Origin of the sequence: Sphingomonas colocasiae (assembly GCF_019880585.1) — a bacterium.
Taxonomy (GTDB): Bacteria; Pseudomonadota; Alphaproteobacteria; order Sphingomonadales; family Sphingomonadaceae; genus Sphingobium_A; species Sphingobium_A colocasiae.
The window spans coordinates 342,708-359,104 of sequence record NZ_JAINVV010000004.1 but is presented as its reverse complement, the minus strand read 5'-3'; the positions used below and the strand labels follow the sequence as shown (position 1 = coordinate 359,104).

Here is a 16,397-nt window from a genome sequence, read left to right as displayed (position 1 = left end):
CGGGGCGTAACCCGCGCCGGTTTCCCTCTGCCCGTCCAGCACGTCACCCCAGCGAAAGCTGGGGTCCATGCGATGCCGCCAACATCCCCGAAACGGAAAGATCGCATGGGCTCCAGCCTCCGCTGGAGCGACAGGGATGTTGATATCCCGAAAAATGCCCACCCCACACGTCATCCCAGCCCATCGACTGATCGCCAGGGCGGGCGCTCAGGATGAACCTCGCCAAAGGCGAGGGCTGGGATCTTCCACCGGACAAAGCGCAATCTGGTCGGCAGACCCCAGCATGCGCTGGGGTGACGAACCGGGACGAGGATTCAAAAGAAAGGACTGTCGCGGGAACGGAACCGCCCCCTAAACCTCCAGCCGCGTCACATGCCCCATTTTCCGCCCGGCGCGGATCTCGTCCTTGCCGTAAAGGTGGAGATGCGCGGTGGGATCGGCCAGGATCTCCGCCCAGCCCTCCGCCTCGGCGCCGATCAGATTTTCCATCGTCACGCGCCGGCCGACGATATCGGTTGCGCCCAGCGGCAGGCCGCAGACCGCGCGGATATGGTTCTCGAACTGGGAGGTCAGCGCCCCCTCGATCGTCCAATGGCCGCTATTGTGCACGCGCGGCGCCATTTCGTTGAACACCGGGCCGTCGGGCGCAGCGAAGAATTCCAGCGTCAGCACGCCGACATGGCCCAGCGCCTCGCCCGCGCGGCGCGCGATCTCCCGCGCCTGTTCGGCCTGCGCGGCGACGAGCGGGCCGGGCGGCACGATGGAGGTGGCGAGGATGCCGTTCCTGTGCACATTGGTCGGCGCGTCCCAGAAGGCGCAGGCGCCGTCGGCGGCGCGGCACATCAGGATCGAGAATTCCGCCTCGAAATCGACGAACCCTTCCAGGATCGCGGGCTGGCGGCCGATCGCGTCGAACGCGGTGGCGATATCCGCGTCCGCCATCAGCCGCGCCTGCCCCTTGCCGTCATAGCCCAGGAAGCGCGTCTTCAGGATCGCGGGCAGGCCGATCTCCGCCGCCGCCGCCGCCAGGTCCGCCTGGTCGGACACCGCCCGCCACGGCGCGGTGCGCACGCCCAGATCGCGCATGAAGGTTTTTTCGGCGAGCCGGTCCTGCGCGGTCTTCAGGCTGGCGAAGCCGGGGTGCACGGGCAGCCGATCGGCCAGCGGCGCGAGCGCGGAAACCGGCAGATTCTCGAACTCATAGGTGACGACGTCGACGGCGCCGGCGAAGGCCGCCAGGCTCGCCGCGTCCTCATAGGGGGCGCGGGTGAAGCGCGCCGCCACCTCGGCGGCGACCGAATCGGCCTCCGGCGCATAGATATGGCAGCGATAGCCAAGCTGCGCCGCCGCCATCGCCAGCATGCGGCCAAGCTGGCCGCCGCCGATGATCCCGATCGTCGATCCCGGCTTCAGCGGATTCATTCGGGCGCTTCGTCCACGCTCGCGGTCTGCTTTTCGCGCCAGGCGTCGAGCCGGGCGGCGAGCGCCGCATCGCCATTGGCGACGATCGCGGCGGCCAGCAGCGCGGCATTGACCGCGCCGGCCCGGCCGATCGCCAGCGTGCCGACGGGGATGCCGGCGGGCATCTGGACGATGGAGAGCAGACTGTCCATGCCCTTCAGCGCCTTGGATTCCACGGGCACGCCCAGCACCGGCACGCGCGTCATCGCCGCCGTCATACCCGGCAGGTGCGCCGCGCCGCCCGCGCCCGCGATGATCGCGTGCAGCCCCCGCCCGGCGGCGGCCTTGGCATAGTCATAGAGCCGGTCCGGCGTGCGGTGCGCGGAAACCACGCGGCATTCATGCGCCACGCCCAGCGCCTCCAGCGTCTCGGCGGCGTGACGCATCGTCTCCCAATCGGATCGACTGCCCATGATGATGCCGATGATCGGCTGCGCTTCGGCCATTCCCCGTCCCGTCCAGAGCCCGCGAAGCACAGCCCCTTAACGGGGCCGGCCGACGGACGCAATCATCGCGGCGGAAATCCGCGCGATCGGGGGTAAAGCCAGCGCCGGCCCGTCACCCCAGCGAAAGCTGGGGTCTCCCATCGGATAAAGCGCGATCTGGTTGGCAGACCCCAGCCTACGCTGGGGTGACGTGTCGGACGGGATTCCAATGAATTCCCACCAACCCCAAAACCCACGTCACCCCAGCGAAAGCTGGGGTCCATGCGATGCCGTCAACACCACCGAAACGGAAAGATCGCATGGGCTCCAGCCTCCGCTGGAGCGACAGGGATATTGATATCCCGAGAAATGCCCGAACGAAAACCCTCTTGGACGGCCCCCTCAGCGCTCCGACAGATAATAGCGGTCCAGCGCCACCAGATCGTCATCCAGATCATACGCGATCGGCTGTCCCGTCGGGATTTCCAGCCCGGTGATCTCGTCATCGGGAATCGCGGAAAGATGCTTCACCAGCGCGCGCAGCGAATTGCCATGGGCGGAGATCAGCACGCGCTCGCCCGCCTTCAGCGCGGGGGCGATGCGGGCGTCCCAATAGGGGAGCACGCGCGCGATCGTGTCCTTCAGGCTTTCGGTGGCGGGTACGGCGATGCCGGCATAGCGGCGGTCGGCCGAGAGATCCCAAGGCGAGCCCGCTTCCATCGGCGGCGGCGGCACGTCGAAGCTGCGGCGCCAGATCTTCACCTGATCGTCGCCGTGCTTGGCGGCGGTCTCCGCCTTGTCGAGCCCGGTCAGCCCGCCATAATGGCGCTCGTTCAGGCGCCAGTCCTTCTCCACCGGCAGCCACAGCCGGCCCATTTCCTCCAGCGCCAGGTTGAGCGTCTTGATCGCGCGGGTCTGGAGCGAGGTGAAGCACTGGTCGAAATCCAGCCCCTTCTCCTTCATCAGCCGCCCGGCGGCGCGCGCTTCCTCCGCGCCCTTCTCGGTCACGTCCACGTCCCACCAGCCGGTGAAGCGGTTCTCCAGGTTCCAGGCGGACTGGCCGTGGCGGATAAGGACGAGCTGGGGCATGTTGGGACGAGGCTCCTTGGATCGATCCGGCGCCTTCTACCGATCGCCGCGCGAAGGGCAATGTTGTTGCGCGCCGCCCGCCGCCGTGGGAAGCCTCCGCCCGTCACCATCGAGGAGAAGGCATTTGGCGATCCAGCGGCGCACGCTTGTTCATGAAGGGCCGGGCGGCCCGTTCGAAGGGGTGGTGGCGTGGGACGACGCCGCCACCGCGCCGCGCCCCGGCGTGCTGGTGCTGCCCAATGTGCTGGGCCAGAAGGAGGCGGACAACGTCGTGGCCGAACGGCTCGCCGCGCTCGGCTATGTCGGTTTCGCCGCCGATGTCTTCGGCCAGGGCAAGCGCACCACGCGCCAGTCGCCCGCCCCCGCCCGATATATGGACGAGATGAACGCCGATCGCGCGCTGCTGCGCGACCGGCTCCACCGCTCGCTCGCCGAACTCAAGGCGCTCGACGAGGTGGACGCGGCGCGCACCGCGGCGATCGGCTTCTGCTTCGGCGGCAAATGCGCGATCGATCTGGCGCGCGGCGGCGCGGACCTGCTGGGCGTCGTCAGCTTCCACGGCGTCTATGATCCGCCACCCTTCGCCAATGTCTCGCCGATCCGCGCGAAGCTGCTCATCTGCCACGGCTGGGACGATCCGATCGCCCCGCCCGACGCGACGGTGGCGCTGGCCCAAGAACTCAGCGCCGGCGACGCCGACTGGCAGATCCACGCCTATGGCCGCACCGCCCACGGCTTCACCGACGAAACCGCCAACATGCCCGAACGCGGCGTGGTCCATCAGCCCGATTCGGCGCGGCGAAGCTGGAAGGCGATGCGCGATTTCCTGGAGGAACTGTTCGGCTGACCGGGGGAGGTGCCCGTTCGGGCCGAAAGCAACCGGCACACCCGGCGTTGGTGACGGAACAGGATTCAACCAGTCCCCGCCAACCCCAAAACCCGCTCGGGCTGAGCCTGTCGGGACGAAGTCGGCCGTAGGCCAACCCCTGCCCTTCCTTGACCCCGAAAGAGAAGAACAGGGCTTCGACAAGCTCAGCCCGAACGGTGTTGATGGCATACGCCATCCCGACCACCGGCTCAGCCCGAACACCCGCTCAGCCCCCCCCGGGCCCTCACCCCATTTCGTCGATCATCGCCGCCAGATTGTCGAGGCAGGCGCGCGCCAGCGCCTTGCTGCGTTCGGGGGACCAGCCCTGCACCGGATCGGGCGCGCCGAAATTGTCCTTGAACGGCATTTCCAGCGTCATCGAGATCGCGCCGAACCGTTCCGCCAGATAGGGCGTGGACATCGACAGGTTCGCCTGTCCGGGCCGCGACACCACATAGCCCAGCCGCGTCTGGAAATCGGGGGTGCGCGCCGCCAGCGTATCGCGGAACTTGAAATAGAGCCCGCCCTGCGCCTCGGTCCATGAAGGGATGCCCTCGAACCCGGCCATGAAGGCGGCGGGGATCGCCTCGTCGCCATGCACGTCCATCGCGAAATCCACGCCGGTTTCGGCCATCGCCGCCACCACCGCCAGCACTTCCGGGCTCTGCTCCGCGCTGGGCGCGTGCCATTCGCGGTTCAGGTTCACGCCCACCGCATTGGTGCGCAGATGGCCGCGCGCGGCGCCGTCGGGGTTCATGTTGGGCACCAGATGGAAGGTCGCCTTGTCGCGCAGCGCCGCCGCCACCGGATCGGCGGGATCGACGAGCTTTTCCAGCGCGCCTTCCATCCACCATTCCGCCATCGTCTCGCCCGGGTGCTGGCGCGCATAGAGCCACACCTGCTTCGCGCCCGTGCCCAGGCGCAGCAGGTCCAGCGCGCGCCCGTCGATCGTATGGCCCAGCACCCTGTGCGAAACGCCGGGCAGCGCCGCCATGCGTGAAACCAGCGCGGCGTGCCGGTCGCTCGAATAGGGCGCGAAATAGGCGAGCCACAGCGCGTCGCCCTCCGCGCGGACGCGGATGGTCAGCACCCCGTCGGCATAATCGGTATCCGCCTGATGCCAGCTCTCGTCGTCATGGCTGGCGCGCGCCTTGTAATCGGGCCAGCCGCCCGGATAGGCGGCGCCCCCGCCGTTCACGATGCGCAGCGTCAGATCGCGCCCCGCCGCGCCCGAGACGCGGAAATAGAACCATTGGTAAAAGTCGGACATATGATCGGGCACGATCTCGAGATCCGCCCGGTCGCCCTCGATGGCGACAACCCTGATGTTGCCGCCGTCGAAATCGCTGCTGATGCTGAACGTCATTTGACGGTGATAGTGCGCCCCGACTCTCCGGGAAAGTCCCTGAACAGGCCCGCCGCCAATTTGCCCGCGGCGATGCCCGGCTGCGCGGCGGGGGCGTTTTCGCGCGCGTCGAGCTGCGCGCGCCCTTCCCACACCACGTCGCCGCCCGCGCGGCGCTTCAACTGCACGCGCAATTCGGTGACGACGCTGCCCTTGGGCCGCCCGCCCAGCGTGATGCCCACGCCCACGCCAACGCCGCCGCCATAGCTGCCGCCGCCGCCGCCGATCCCCACCGATACGGGGGAACGCCGCGCCATCGCCTCACGCGTGTCGCGCGTCACATGGATCACCGCGGCATATTGGCCGCCATCCGCGCCCGCCGCCGGAAAGCCCAGCCGCGTCAGTTCGCCCTGCACCGCGCTGGCATAGGTCTGGAATTCCATGCTGTCGTCGGCAACGAAGGGCTCGACGCGCACCGCGCCGGGCGCGATCGGCTGGTTCAGGTGAAAGCGCGTCACCTGCACCGTCGGCAGCGCCGTGGCGCAGCCCGAAAGCGCCAGCACCGCGCCGATCATCAGGGCCTTGGCCATATGGGCCTTCCGCGCCGGGGCCTTGAAGAACGGTGCCGTCATTTCGCATTCCTTTTTACACGACTCGCCGCCACCACAACGAACGGCGCGGCGATTCTGCCTCAAAACCCGCCGCCGCGCCAATATGGCCCGGAACGGTTCACGGGTTGCTTACCAAATCCCGCTAGCGTCGCGGCATGAACATGCAGACCCCGCTTCTCGCGCGGCGGAAGGCGCGGCGCCGCATGCCGGTGCTGGTGACCGGCGGCGCGGGCTATATCGGCAGCCATGCCGTGCTCGCGCTGCTCGATTCGGGCTGGCCGGTGGTGGTGCTCGACGATCTTTCTACGGGCTTTCGCGACGCGGTCGATCCGCGCGCGGCCCTCGTCCAGGGCGATGTCGGCGATATCGCGCTGACGCGCGCCACGCTGGCCCGGCACAAGATCGCGGCGATCATGCATTTCGCGGGATCGATCATCGTGCCCGAATCGGTGGCCGATCCGCTCAAATATTATCGCAACAACACCGCCAACAGCCGCGCGCTCATCGAAAGCGCGGTGGCCGAAGCCGTGCCGCACTTCATCTTCTCCTCCACCGCCGCCGTCTATGGCGTGCCGTCGGACCATCCGGTGACGGAGGAATGGCCGACGCGGCCCGCCAATCCCTATGGCACGTCGAAGCTGATGACGGAGCTGATGCTGGCGGACACCGCCGCCGCGCACGCCATCAACTATTGCGCACTGCGCTATTTCAACGTCGCGGGCGCCGATCCGGACGGCCGCGCCGGCCAGTCGACGGCGGGCGCCACCAACCTGATCAAGGTCGCGACCGAGGTGGCGGCGGGCGCGCGCGCGCGGCTGGACGTGTTCGGGGATGATTATCCCACGCCGGACGGCACGGGCGTGCGCGATTTCATCCATGTCAGCGATCTGGCGGACGCGCATGTCCGCGCGCTGGAGCTGCTGGTGGAGGATCCGGCGCGCAGCCATGTGCTCAATTGCGGCTATGGCAGCGGCCATTCGGTGCGGCAGGTGATCGCGGCGGTGGAACGCGCCAGCGGCCGCCCGGTCGCGCACCGCATCGTCGCGCGCCGCCCCGGCGATATCGCGATGATGGTGGCGGACAACGCGGCGCTGGTCGAACGCGCGGGCTGGCAGCCGCGCTTCGACTCGCTCGACAGGATCGTCGCCGATGCGCTCGCCTGGGAAGCCAGGCTCGCGAAAAGCCGCGCGCGAGACTTGACTTCCGCCTGACCGCGACATAGGGCGACGCCTCGTTTTTCCTGATAAATCGATAAGCCGGAAGCGTTTCGCCATGAAGATCCGCAATTCACTCAAGTCGCTCAAGGACCGTCACCGGGACAACCGCGTGATTCGCCGCCGCGGCCGCACCTATGTGATCAACAAGATCAACCGCCGCTTCAAGGCCCGCCAGGGCTGAAGCATCGGTCGGGCGCCCAGGCGCCCGGTCCCTGATCCTCGTCGAGCGCCCCACCCCACCGGGTCGGGCGCTCGATGCGTTTGTGCGCCCTGCATTCGGGTGAGGACGGTCTGCAAATGGCGCCGCCCTGCGCTTCCGGTGCTCACGGACTGAAGTACGCTGCGCGCCGGTTCTCAGGCGGCACCATCTTCGACTCGGCCTGACCCGAATGCGAATCGGGGGGCACCGGCCCATTCCCCTCCGTCCAACACGTCATCCCAGCCCTTCGACTGCCCGCCAGGGCGGGCGCTCAGGACAGGCCTCGCCTTTGGCGAGGGCTGGGATCTCCCACAGGATAAAGCGCGATCTGGTTGGCAGACCCCAGCCTGCGCTGGGGTGACGTGTTGGGGTGACCGCCGGGATGGGCATCAGCAGCCCGAACGGATGTCATCGGCCGCAACACCGATCCGGCACGCTCAGCCCGAACGGAGTGTCATTCCCCCCACGCAAATTACCGGTTCCCGATCGCGCCCCAAAGCGGCACGATAGCGGGCCAGGCGCCAAGGGAGGGCAAGCGTTGACACAGGAATCCGCCACGGGCGAGACCCGCTGGAGCGCCGTGCGCGCCTCCGTCGCCGCATTTCGCGCGCAGATCGACAAGACCGGCCTGTTCCCGGATCTGAAGGGAGAGGCCGGCCGCGCGCTCCGCAAATCGGTGCGCGAGGATGGGCAGCTCACCAAATCCTATATGCTCATGTGCGGCCTGTCCGCCGGCATCGCCGCGCTCGGCCTGCTGCAATCCTCCACCGCCGTGGTGATCGGCGCGATGCTGATCTCGCCGCTGATGGGGCCGATCGCCAGCATGGGCTTCGGCTTCGCCTCGCTCGACGGCCGCCAGATCCGCGATTCGGTGAAGGTGATCGCGATGGGCGCCGCCATCGGCATCCTCACCGGCATCCTGCTCACCTGGCTCAGCCCGATCCGCAACGCCACGCCGGAAATCATCGCGCGCACCGAACCCACGCTGCTCGATCTCGCCGTGGCGGTGCTTTCGGGCATCGCCGGGGCCTATGCCACCGTCCAGCAAAAGGGAGCGACGGCGATCGGCGTCGCGATCGCCACCGCGCTGATGCCGCCGCTGGCGACCGTCGGCTACGGCCTGGGCGTCGCCAATATGAGCTTCGCGTTCGGCGCCTTCCTGCTGTTCCTCACCAACCTTGCCGCGATCGCCTTTTCCTTCGCGCTGATCGCGCGGCTGAGCGGCGCGGCGCGGCCGATCGCCAAGGTGGAGATCACGCCGCGCTATGTGCTGGCGGGGCTCGCCGCCTTCGCGGTGCTGGCGATCCCGCTGGGCGTCACGCTCTACCGCGTCACGGCGGAGGCCAAGGCGCAGACGACGGTGCGCCGCCTGCTCGCGCAGGAACTGAAGCTCAAGCCCGTGAATATCGCGCAATTGCAGGTGCGCTGGCCGCTGCGGGGCAGCCCCTCGGTCGATGCCGTGATCGTCGCCCCGCGCTACGCCAACGACGCGGAGGATCGGCTGATGCGCGCGCTGGAAGCCGAATGGGGCGAGCGGCCGAGCCTGAACCTGCAACAGGTGGTCGCCGCCGATCTCCAGGCGCAGACGCGCGCGATCGTCGACGCCGCCGTGGAGACCTCCGCCGCGGGCATCGTGCGCGACGTGCCGCCGCTCACCGCGATCCGCGAGGCGATCGGCCTGCCCACCCAGGCGCTGTGGACCAACCGCGCCGAACGCACCGTCCAGATCGTGCCCTTCGCCGCCGAAGGCTGGGGCTTCGGCGATTATCGCGAGATCGAGAAGGCGGCGGCGCAGGCGGGCGGCGGGTGGAGCGTGCGCGTCATCCCGCCCGTCCAGCCCCGCATCACCGTGCCCGTCGCGCTGAAGGACGGCGCGCCACAGCCGGGCGCCGCGCTGGACGACGCGGTCTGGGCGATCGAGCGCTGGGGCGTGCAGGGCCTGAACGTCGCCGGCTTCGCGGGCGCCAACGCGTCGGACGCGGACAGGGAAACCGCCGCCGCGCTCTCCCGCTATGCGGTGGAAACGCTGGCGAAGGCGGGCATCAAGGCGAACGCCACCCCGCCCGCCCCCACCCAACGCCCCCGCACGGCGGCCAGCGGCGTCGAGTTCGAAGTGGTCCGGCAACCGAAACGCGCGGCGGCGGCGGTGGTAGCGGCGGAGTGAGTCGGGGGGTATCCGCCCGCCCCGTCATCCCGCCACAAAAGCCACCACCCGCGTCACCCCGGCGAAAGCCGGGGTCCATGCGATGCCGCCAACGCCACCGAAACGGAGAGATCGCATGGGCTCCAGCTTTCGCTGGAGCGACATGTGGGTGATGCATGGGATTGGCATCCATGGCCAACACCCGCTCGGGCTGAGCCTGTCGGGACGAAGTCGGCCGCAGGCCAACCCCTGTCCTTCCTGAACACCGCAATAGAAGGACAGGGCTTCGACAGGCTCAGCCCGAACGGAGTATGAGGGCTGGCGCTTTATCCCGACAGGCCCGACAGGCCCGGCGCCCCCGCCCCCGCCTCAATCCGCGAGCCGGTAGTTCTTCAGTTCCTCGCCCGTCAGCCGCACGACATGGAGCACATTGGTCGAGCCCGGCGTGCCGAAGGGGACGCCCGCCATCAGGATCACGCGGTCGCCGGCGCCCGCGATGCCCTGGCGCAGCGCCATGCGCTTCGATTTCGCCACCATCTCCTCGAACGAGGCGACGTCGCGCGTGCGCACGGCGTGCACGCCCCACAACAGCCCCAGCCGCCGCGCGGTGGAGGTCTTGGGCGTCAGCACCAGCAGCGGCACGCTCGGCCGTTCGCGGGCGATGCGGCGCGGGGTGGAGCCCGAACTGGTGAAGCAGATCACGGCGGAAGCGGAGACGGTGGCCGCGATCTGGCCCGCGGCCTCCGCCAGCGCGTCGGCGGTGGTGGGGTCGGGCCGGGTCTCGGTGAAATGGATGCGGTCGGCATAGGCGGGGTCCGCCTCCACCGCGCGCGCGATCTTGTCCATCATCGCCACCGATTCCTCGGGCCAGGCGCCCGCGGCCGATTCGGCGGAGAGCATCACCGCGTCCGCCCCGTCATAGACGGCGGTCGCCACGTCGGAGACCTCGGCGCGCGTGGGCGTGGGCGCGGTGATCATCGATTCGAGCATCTGCGTCGCCACCACCACGGGCCGGCCGAGCCGCCGCGCGGATTCGACGATGCGCTTCTGAAGCGGCGGCACTTCCTCCGGCGGCAGCTCCACGCCCAGGTCGCCGCGCGCCACCATCACCGCGTCCGCCAGTTCCAAGATGCCGTCCAGCCGCTCGATCGCGGCGGGCTTCTCGATCTTGGCGAGCAGCGCCGCCTTGCCGCCGATCAACTGGCGCGCCTCCGCCACGTCCTCCGGCCGCTGGACGAAGCTGAGCGCGATCCAGTCCGCGCCCTGTTCCAGCGCGAAGCTCAGGTCCTTGCGGTCCTTCTCGGTCAGCGCGGCCATCGGCACGATCACGTCGGGCACGTTCAGGCCCTTGTTGTCGGAAAGCTTGCCGCCGGTTTCCACCACCGTCTCGATCCGCGCCTTTTCCACGGCGCGCACGCGCAGCACCAGCTTGCCGTCGTCCAGCAGCAGCCGCGCGCCGGGCTCCAGCGCCGCGAAGATCTCGGGATGCGGCAGGTTCACGCGCGTCGCGTCGCCCGCCGCCTTGTCGCGATCGAGGATGAAGGCGGCGCCGGTTTCCAGCATGGTCGATCCGCCGGCGAAGCGGCCCACGCGCAGCTTCGGCCCCTGCAGGTCCACCAGGATCGTCATCGGGCGGCCCAGGTCGCGCTCCAGCTCGCGGATCGCCGCGATCACCTTCGCATGGCCGTCATGGCTGCCATGGCTCATATTGATGCGGAAGGCGTCCGCGCCCGCCAGATAGAGCCTGCGGATCATCTCTGGCGTGTTGCTGGCGGGGCCAAGCGTCGCGAGCACGCGAACCTTGCGCTGGCGGGGGGCGATTATGCTGGTCACATGGGCTCCGGGATTGTCCGCTATGGGGCTTAGCTCTTATGTCCGAGAGATCAACGCCCTTGTCGCGCCGCCCCCGTTTCGGCGCGCCATGGGCCACAGCGGAGAAAAGACGATGACACTCGACGAAATCGACGATGCGGTGGCGGCCAAGGCGTTTCGTCGGCTGGTGCGCCATCTGCGCCATCGCACCGACGCGCAGAATGTGGACCTGATGGGGCTGGGCGGTTTCTGCCGCAACTGCCTGGGCGACTGGCTGGCGGAAGCGAGCGGCGGCGCGTTCGACAAGGCGGCCGGGCGCGAGGCGGTCTACGGCATGCCCTATGCCCAGTGGAAGGCGACGCACCAGCTTGAGGCGACGCCCGAACAGATCGCGCGGATGGAGGAAAGCATGAAGCGCAACCACCGCGAGGAGATGCTGGACGAGGCGCTGGACGACAGCTTTCCCGCCAGCGATCCGCCATCGATGACGATGCCGTCGCACGACTCTTGAGCCCGGCCCCGCGCTCGCCTAACAGCACCGTTCAATCGAACCGGAGAATCACATGAGCGACAATGTCGCAGCCGATCAGTTGCGGCTGTTCATCGAACGCGTCGAGCGGCTGGAAGAAGAAAAGAAGGGCATCGCCGACGATATCCGCGACGTCTATGCCGAAGCCAAGGGCAACGGCTATGACGGCAAGATCATGCGCCAGATCGTCCGCCTGCGTAAGATGCAGCCCCATGACCGCCAGGAAATGGAAGCGCTGCTCGATACCTACAAGGCGGCGCTCGGGCTCGACTGAACCCAAGCCATAAGGAGCCGACGATGATTCTCAGCACCACCACCGCGATCGAGGGACGGCCGGTCAGCGCCTATCTCGGCATCGTGACCGGAGAGGTCATCGTCGGCGCCAATATCTTCAAGGATCTGTTCGCCAGCGTGCGCGATATCGTGGGCGGCCGATCGGGCGCCTATGAAGGCGCGCTGCGCGACGCCCGGCGCGAGGCGTTCGGCGAGCTGAAGGCCGAAGCGCGCGATCTGGGCGCGGACGCGGTGATCGGCATCGACATCGATTATGAAGTGATCGGCCAGAACGGATCGATGCTGATGGTCTCGGTGTCCGGCACGGCGGTCAAGCTGGGCTGAGCAGGCGTCTTCCAGGACCAATCGACATTCAGTTCAGACCGAGTCGGGCCGCAGGCGACCGCTTCATGCGGTCAATATGGTGATTTTTCGTGACCCGGAGCGCAGCGTACTTATCGTACGTGAGCACCGGAAGCACGGAAAAGCGCCATTTGCAGGCCGGTATGGGCTGAATGCCGATTGGTCCTAGCCGACCAGCGCCGACAGGCCACCATCGACGCAGAGCGCCTGCCCCGTGACATAGCGGGACGCATCGGACGCGAAGAAAACCGCCGGGCCCGCGATATCGCGGTCGGGATCGCCCAGCCGGCGCATCGGCACGCGCGCGGTCAGCACATCACCGCGTTCCGCCAGCGTGGCATGCGTCATCCGGGTGGGCATCCAGCCGGGCAGGATCGCGTTGACCCTCAATCCCAACGGCCCCCATTCGGCCGCGAGATTCTTGACCAGATTGATCTGCGCGGCCTTCGTCGCATTATAGGCGACCGTCGGCACATCATCGGGCGACACCCCGCCCAGCCCCGCGATCGATCCGATCATGACGATCGAGCCCTTGCCGCGATCGATCATCGCGCCCGCCGCGACGGCGCGGGTGAGCGCCCAGGTTCCGGTGAGGTTGATCCGGACGACCTTGTTCCACCCTTCCAGCGGATAGGATTCGGCCGGCGCGCCCCAGCTCGTGCCCGCATTGTTGAACAACACGTCGATCGGGCCGAGGCGGCGGCCGATATCGGCGACGAACGCCTCCGCGCCGTCGATATCCGCCAGATCATGGACAAGGCCGAGCGCGTCGATGCCGTCGGCGCGCAAGTCGTGCTCGGCCTCCGCCGCGCCCTCGGCGGATCGCCCGGTCACGACAAGGCGGGCGCCCTCGCGCCCAAGCGCGCGGGCGATCCCGAGGCCGATGCCGCGCGTCGCCCCGGTGACGAGGCATATCTGTCCGGCGAGCGTGCCCATTCAGCCCCCCTGCGTGCGCGCGCGTGAATTGAAATGGCCGATCCGGTCGATCGGCGCGCCCTCCGCCCCGAAGGGATAGGGATTTTCGAGCCCGACCAGATGGCGGAAGCGCACGGGGTTGCGCGCCAGCGCCGCCTCGCTCACCCGTTCGCGATACCATTCCTGGGTCTGCATGTAGATGCGGCAGAAATAGAGGATCAGGTTGACGCGCAGCCCCGGCACCTGCCGTGGAAAGGCGCCATGCCAGGTGTTGCCATGCCATATGACGAGCGATCCCGCCGGTGCGGTCACCGGCGCGAACCGGTCGATATCGGCCGTCTCCCGCATGGTGGGCGGACGGCAGAATTTGTGGCTGCCGGGCCAGAAGGCGAGCGCGCCCCGGTCGCGATCATAGTCGGTCAGCAGCCAGGTGGCGTTGGCGACCTGGGCATAGGCCGGATAGGGCGCGGGCACCATCGCGCTGTCCGAATGCAGGATCAGATGATCGGCGCCCGGCCCCTTGAGGATCGAGTTCATGCTGCTCAGCACGCAGCTTTCGCCGAGCAGATAGGTGATCAGCGCCAGCACCGTCTCGTTCATCATCGCCTGTTCGAAGATCGGATCCTCGAGCAGCAGATAGAAGAGATGCTGGCCCCAGGCCGATCCGCCGGCATGGCTTTCGGCATTGGCGGGGTCGAGCGTCCGGCCGGCACGCCGCCCGGCGATCGCCAGCACCGTGCGCAGCAGCGCATCGGCGAAGCCCGGCGGCGCGGCGCGGTCCGGCTCGACGATGGTGAAGCCATAGCTGTCGAGTTCGGCGGCATGACGCTCCAGCCCCAGCCGGCGCGGTTCGGCGAGCGGATCCCTGAACCGGTCCGGCGCCTCGCCCGCGGCCAGCGTGGCCGCGACGCTTGTCGTTGATGTCATGTCTCGGTCCTTCAGAACTTGACCAGCATTTCGGCGCCATAGGTGCGCGGCGCCCCCAGCGACTGCGCGACCTGGCCGGGCACCACGGCGCCCCGGAAGCGGTTGGTCACATAGGTCTCGTCGGTCAGGTTGCGCGCCCAGGCGGACAGGCGCCACGCGCCGCTTTCGGGGCCGATGCCGATCCGCGCATTGAGCAGGGTCAGCGCGGCGGAGGCATAGGCGTTGTCCGATGCGAAGAAGAACCGGCTGCGATGGTTCGCCTCGCCGCGCAGGAAGAGCTGGAGGCCGCCGCCAAGCGGCTGCGTCCATTCGAAGGCCCCGCTGATCGTGCTCCTGGGCGCAAGCGGCAGCCTGTTGCCGGTATAGTCCGCCCCCGCCGCGGTCGCGTTGGGATAGGATTTGAAGACCGCGTCGGCATAGCCGTAGCTGGCGGTCAACTGAAGCTGGCGGACCGGCAGCGCCGAAATCTCGATCTCGAACCCCTTGCTGCGCGCCTTGGCCGCGTTCGAGGTCTGGAACTGCGCGATCCCCCCGCCCGTGGAGATGAGCTGGTTCTGCTGGAGATCGGTGTAGTCCATGTAGAAGATCGACGCGTTGACGCGCAGCCGGCTGTCCAGAAACTCGCTCTTCAGGCCCAGTTCGTAATTATTGACCGATTCGGGCCGATATTCCGCGCTGTTGGTGGGCGTGACGGAAAAGACGTTGAAGCCGCCCGATTTATAGCCCTGGCTGAACGTCGCATAGGCGAGCAGCTTCTCGCGCGGGCGCCATTCCATGCTGACGGAGGGCGAAACCTTGCCTTCGCTGCGCTTCAGGCGGCGCGGCGCGATGTTCGCGGCGATCACGCCGAACGGATCGCCGGTCTGCTCGAAATCGAGCGTCTTGCGTTCGTGCGTGTAGCGCAGGCCCGCCGCCAGGCTCAGCCGGTCGGTGAAGCGATAGACCGCGCGCCCGAACGCGGCATAGCTGTCGGTATCGACATCGGCCTGGATCGTCGCGTTCGTGCGCGCCGGATAGATGCCGAGATCGGGGCCGATCACCACCAGCGACGTCGTGTCGAGCGACTGATGATAATAATAAAGGCCCGCCACATAGCTGAACCGATCCGCGACATCGCTGGCGAAGCGCAGTTCCTGCGAGAACTGGCTCTGGCGCTCGCGGATGCCCGTGTCGAGCATGTCGAGCACGGTATAGTCATTGTCCTGGATATTGTTCCACTTATAGCCCCGGATCGCGGTGATCGAGGTCAGCGTGCCGCCGCCGGTCCGCAGGTTGAACTCGCCCGACGCGCCATGGACGTCGCGGTTCTGCGTGGTGTCGGTCGATTGGGCGACCCTGCGGTCGAAGGGATCGGCATCGGCGAAGGGCGCGCCGGTGAAGGCGCCATTATTGTAGATATCATAGGCGCCGGAATGCGTGCGATCGCGCGAGATGTCGCCGCGCAGCGCGAAATCCCAGTCGCCGCCCGGATCATAGACCAGGGTGAGCCGCCCGCCGAGGCCGTCGAGATCGTCGAGCCGCGTGCCGGTGGCGATGTTGCGGACCATGCCGTCGCGGCGATCGAGCGACACCGCCGCGCTGGCGAAGAGCGCGCCGGACAGGGGGCCGCTGACCACCGCGTTCGCGCGGATCGCGTCATAATCGCCATAGCTGATGCTGGCCGCCGCGCGCGCATCGGCATTCGGGCGGCGGGTGAGGATATTGACCGCGCCGGCGATGGTGTTGCGGCCGTAAAGCGTGCCCTGCGGCCCGCGCAGAACCTCGATCCGCTCAAGATCGAACAGGTTCGAATTGATGGTCGCGGCGCGCCCCATATAGACGCCGTCGACATAGACGCCCACGCTCTGGTCGAGCCCGGGATTGTTGAGGTCCGCGGAAATGCCGCGGATCGCGATCGCGGTGGTGCGCAGCTCGCGCGGCGCGACATAGACGTTGGGCAGCGCGTTCGAAATATCCTCGACGCGCCCCACGCCCGCATTCTCCAGCGTCTTCGCGGTGAGCGCGCTGATCGAAAGCGGCGTATCCTGAAGGCCCTGGGTGCGCCGCTGCGCGGTCACCAATATCTCTTCCAGCTCATTATCCGCGCCGCCGGCCAGCCCCGCCCGTTCCTGCGCAAACGCAGGCCCGGATGTCATGGCGATGGCCAGGACAAGGCAGCTTCCGCCCAAACGCACCATGTTCGCGATCCTCATTGTCTGAACCCCCCCAATCCGAGCGGCA

16 protein-coding genes are annotated in these 16,397 nt (G+C 68.1%); 7 read left to right on the top strand and 9 right to left on the bottom strand.

Annotated elements, in window-relative coordinates:
• Positions 1-351: 351 nt before the first annotated feature.
• From K7G82_RS08135 to gpmA, 3 genes are all read right to left on the bottom strand, one after another.
• Complete coding sequence (locus K7G82_RS08135; protein WP_222989353.1) at positions 352-1,422, bottom strand: 5-(carboxyamino)imidazole ribonucleotide synthase; 1,071 nt, start codon at positions 1,420-1,422, stop codon at positions 352-354.
• On the bottom strand, positions 1,419-1,907 hold the full coding sequence (gene purE, locus K7G82_RS08130) for a 5-(carboxyamino)imidazole ribonucleotide mutase (protein WP_222989352.1): 489 nt from the start codon (positions 1,905-1,907) through the stop codon (positions 1,419-1,421). The genes K7G82_RS08135 and purE overlap by 4 nt, the downstream gene beginning before the upstream one ends.
• Positions 1,908-2,288: 381 nt before the next feature.
• Positions 2,289-2,975 (bottom strand): 2,3-diphosphoglycerate-dependent phosphoglycerate mutase, encoded by a 687-nt coding sequence (gpmA, locus tag K7G82_RS08125; RefSeq protein WP_222989351.1) that lies wholly within the window; start codon positions 2,973-2,975, stop codon positions 2,289-2,291.
• A 124-nt stretch (positions 2,976-3,099) separates the two neighbouring features.
• On the opposite strand from gpmA, the gene K7G82_RS08120 reads away from it, so the two are divergent.
• Positions 3,100-3,822, top strand: coding sequence for a dienelactone hydrolase family protein (locus tag K7G82_RS08120; protein ID WP_222989350.1), 723 nt, complete (start codon positions 3,100-3,102; stop codon positions 3,820-3,822).
• A gap of 265 nt (positions 3,823-4,087) precedes the next feature.
• On the opposite strand, the gene K7G82_RS08115 is transcribed toward K7G82_RS08120, so the two are convergent.
• Positions 4,088-5,209 carry a M14 family metallopeptidase gene (locus tag K7G82_RS08115; protein WP_222989349.1) on the bottom strand — a complete coding sequence of 374 codons (1,122 nt, stop codon included), beginning with the start codon at positions 5,207-5,209 and terminating at the stop codon, positions 4,088-4,090.
• Entirely contained in the window at positions 5,206-5,820 is a 615-nt protein-coding gene (locus K7G82_RS08110; RefSeq protein WP_246623379.1) for a hypothetical protein, read from the bottom strand. Before K7G82_RS08110 ends, K7G82_RS08115 begins: the two co-directional genes overlap by 4 nt.
• Before the next feature lie 134 nt (positions 5,821-5,954).
• On the opposite strand from K7G82_RS08110, the gene galE reads away from it, so the two are divergent.
• The 3 genes from galE (at position 5,955) to K7G82_RS08095 (ending at position 9,379) form a co-directional block, all read left to right on the top strand.
• Positions 5,955-7,010, top strand: a complete 1,056-nt coding sequence (gene galE / locus K7G82_RS08105) for a UDP-glucose 4-epimerase GalE (RefSeq protein ID WP_246623378.1) — start codon at positions 5,955-5,957, stop codon at positions 7,008-7,010.
• Between the two features lie 61 nt (positions 7,011-7,071).
• Positions 7,072-7,197, top strand: a complete 126-nt coding sequence (gene ykgO, locus K7G82_RS08100; protein ID WP_222989348.1) for a type B 50S ribosomal protein L36 — start codon at positions 7,072-7,074, stop codon at positions 7,195-7,197.
• 556 nt (positions 7,198-7,753) lie between these two features.
• Positions 7,754-9,379, top strand: coding sequence for a DUF389 domain-containing protein (locus K7G82_RS08095; RefSeq protein ID WP_246623377.1), 1,626 nt, complete (start codon positions 7,754-7,756; stop codon positions 9,377-9,379).
• A 348-nt stretch (positions 9,380-9,727) separates the two neighbouring features.
• On the opposite strand, the gene pyk is transcribed toward K7G82_RS08095, so the two are convergent.
• Positions 9,728-11,191, bottom strand: a complete 1,464-nt coding sequence (pyk, locus tag K7G82_RS08090) for a pyruvate kinase (protein ID WP_222989346.1) — start codon at positions 11,189-11,191, stop codon at positions 9,728-9,730.
• 112 nt (positions 11,192-11,303) lie between these two features.
• Here pyk and K7G82_RS08085 point away from each other — a divergent pair, with 112 nt between their 5' ends.
• The 3 genes from K7G82_RS08085 to K7G82_RS08075 are packed head-to-tail and all read left to right on the top strand — an operon-like array spanning position 11,304 to position 12,317.
• The gene (locus tag K7G82_RS08085) at positions 11,304-11,681 is read left to right on the top strand and encodes a DUF1244 domain-containing protein (RefSeq protein WP_222989345.1); all 378 of its coding nucleotides are present in this window, start codon (positions 11,304-11,306) and stop codon (positions 11,679-11,681) included.
• A 52-nt stretch (positions 11,682-11,733) separates the two neighbouring features.
• Positions 11,734-11,973 (top strand): DUF2312 domain-containing protein, encoded by a 240-nt coding sequence (locus K7G82_RS08080; protein WP_222989344.1) that lies wholly within the window; start codon positions 11,734-11,736, stop codon positions 11,971-11,973.
• A 23-nt stretch (positions 11,974-11,996) separates the two neighbouring features.
• On the top strand, positions 11,997-12,317 hold the full coding sequence (locus K7G82_RS08075) for a heavy metal-binding domain-containing protein (protein ID WP_222989343.1): 321 nt from the start codon (positions 11,997-11,999) through the stop codon (positions 12,315-12,317).
• Positions 12,318-12,500: 183 nt separating this feature from the next.
• On the opposite strand, the gene K7G82_RS08070 is transcribed toward K7G82_RS08075, so the two are convergent.
• Genes K7G82_RS08070 through K7G82_RS08060 form a run of 3 tightly spaced genes read right to left on the bottom strand, consistent with a single transcriptional unit; the run spans position 12,501 to position 16,354 of the window.
• Entirely contained in the window at positions 12,501-13,271 is a 771-nt protein-coding gene (locus tag K7G82_RS08070) for an SDR family oxidoreductase (protein WP_222989342.1), read from the bottom strand.
• Positions 13,272-14,177 (bottom strand): phytanoyl-CoA dioxygenase family protein, encoded by a 906-nt coding sequence (locus K7G82_RS08065; protein WP_222989341.1) that lies wholly within the window; start codon positions 14,175-14,177, stop codon positions 13,272-13,274. It abuts the gene before it with no gap.
• Positions 14,178-14,188: 11 nt separating this feature from the next.
• The gene (locus K7G82_RS08060) at positions 14,189-16,354 is read right to left on the bottom strand and encodes a TonB-dependent receptor (RefSeq protein ID WP_222989340.1); all 2,166 of its coding nucleotides are present in this window, start codon (positions 16,352-16,354) and stop codon (positions 14,189-14,191) included.
• Positions 16,355-16,397 lie beyond the last annotated feature (43 nt).

Bases quoted from the DNA above. Each gene is read 5' to 3' on its own strand.
- K7G82_RS08135 (WP_222989353.1), bottom strand. From the start codon at position 1,422: ATGAATCCGCTGAAGCCGGGATCGACGATCGGGATCATCGGCGGCGGC.
- purE (WP_222989352.1), bottom strand. From the start codon at position 1,907: ATGGCCGAAGCGCAGCCGATCATCGGCATCATCATGGGCAGTCGATCC.
- gpmA (WP_222989351.1), bottom strand. From the start codon at position 2,975: ATGCCCCAGCTCGTCCTTATCCGCCACGGCCAGTCCGCCTGGAACCTG.
- K7G82_RS08115 (WP_222989349.1), bottom strand. From the start codon at position 5,209: ATGACGTTCAGCATCAGCAGCGATTTCGACGGCGGCAACATCAGGGTT.
- K7G82_RS08110 (WP_246623379.1), bottom strand. From the start codon at position 5,820: ATGACGGCACCGTTCTTCAAGGCCCCGGCGCGGAAGGCCCATATGGCC.
- galE (WP_246623378.1), top strand. From the start codon at position 5,955: ATGAACATGCAGACCCCGCTTCTCGCGCGGCGGAAGGCGCGGCGCCGC.
- ykgO (WP_222989348.1), top strand. From the start codon at position 7,072: ATGAAGATCCGCAATTCACTCAAGTCGCTCAAGGACCGTCACCGGGAC.
- K7G82_RS08085 (WP_222989345.1), top strand. From the start codon at position 11,304: ATGACACTCGACGAAATCGACGATGCGGTGGCGGCCAAGGCGTTTCGT.
- K7G82_RS08080 (WP_222989344.1), top strand. From the start codon at position 11,734: ATGAGCGACAATGTCGCAGCCGATCAGTTGCGGCTGTTCATCGAACGC.
- K7G82_RS08075 (WP_222989343.1), top strand. From the start codon at position 11,997: ATGATTCTCAGCACCACCACCGCGATCGAGGGACGGCCGGTCAGCGCC.
- K7G82_RS08070 (WP_222989342.1), bottom strand. From the start codon at position 13,271: ATGGGCACGCTCGCCGGACAGATATGCCTCGTCACCGGGGCGACGCGC.
- K7G82_RS08065 (WP_222989341.1), bottom strand. From the start codon at position 14,177: ATGACATCAACGACAAGCGTCGCGGCCACGCTGGCCGCGGGCGAGGCG.
- K7G82_RS08060 (WP_222989340.1), bottom strand. From the start codon at position 16,354: ATGGTGCGTTTGGGCGGAAGCTGCCTTGTCCTGGCCATCGCCATGACA.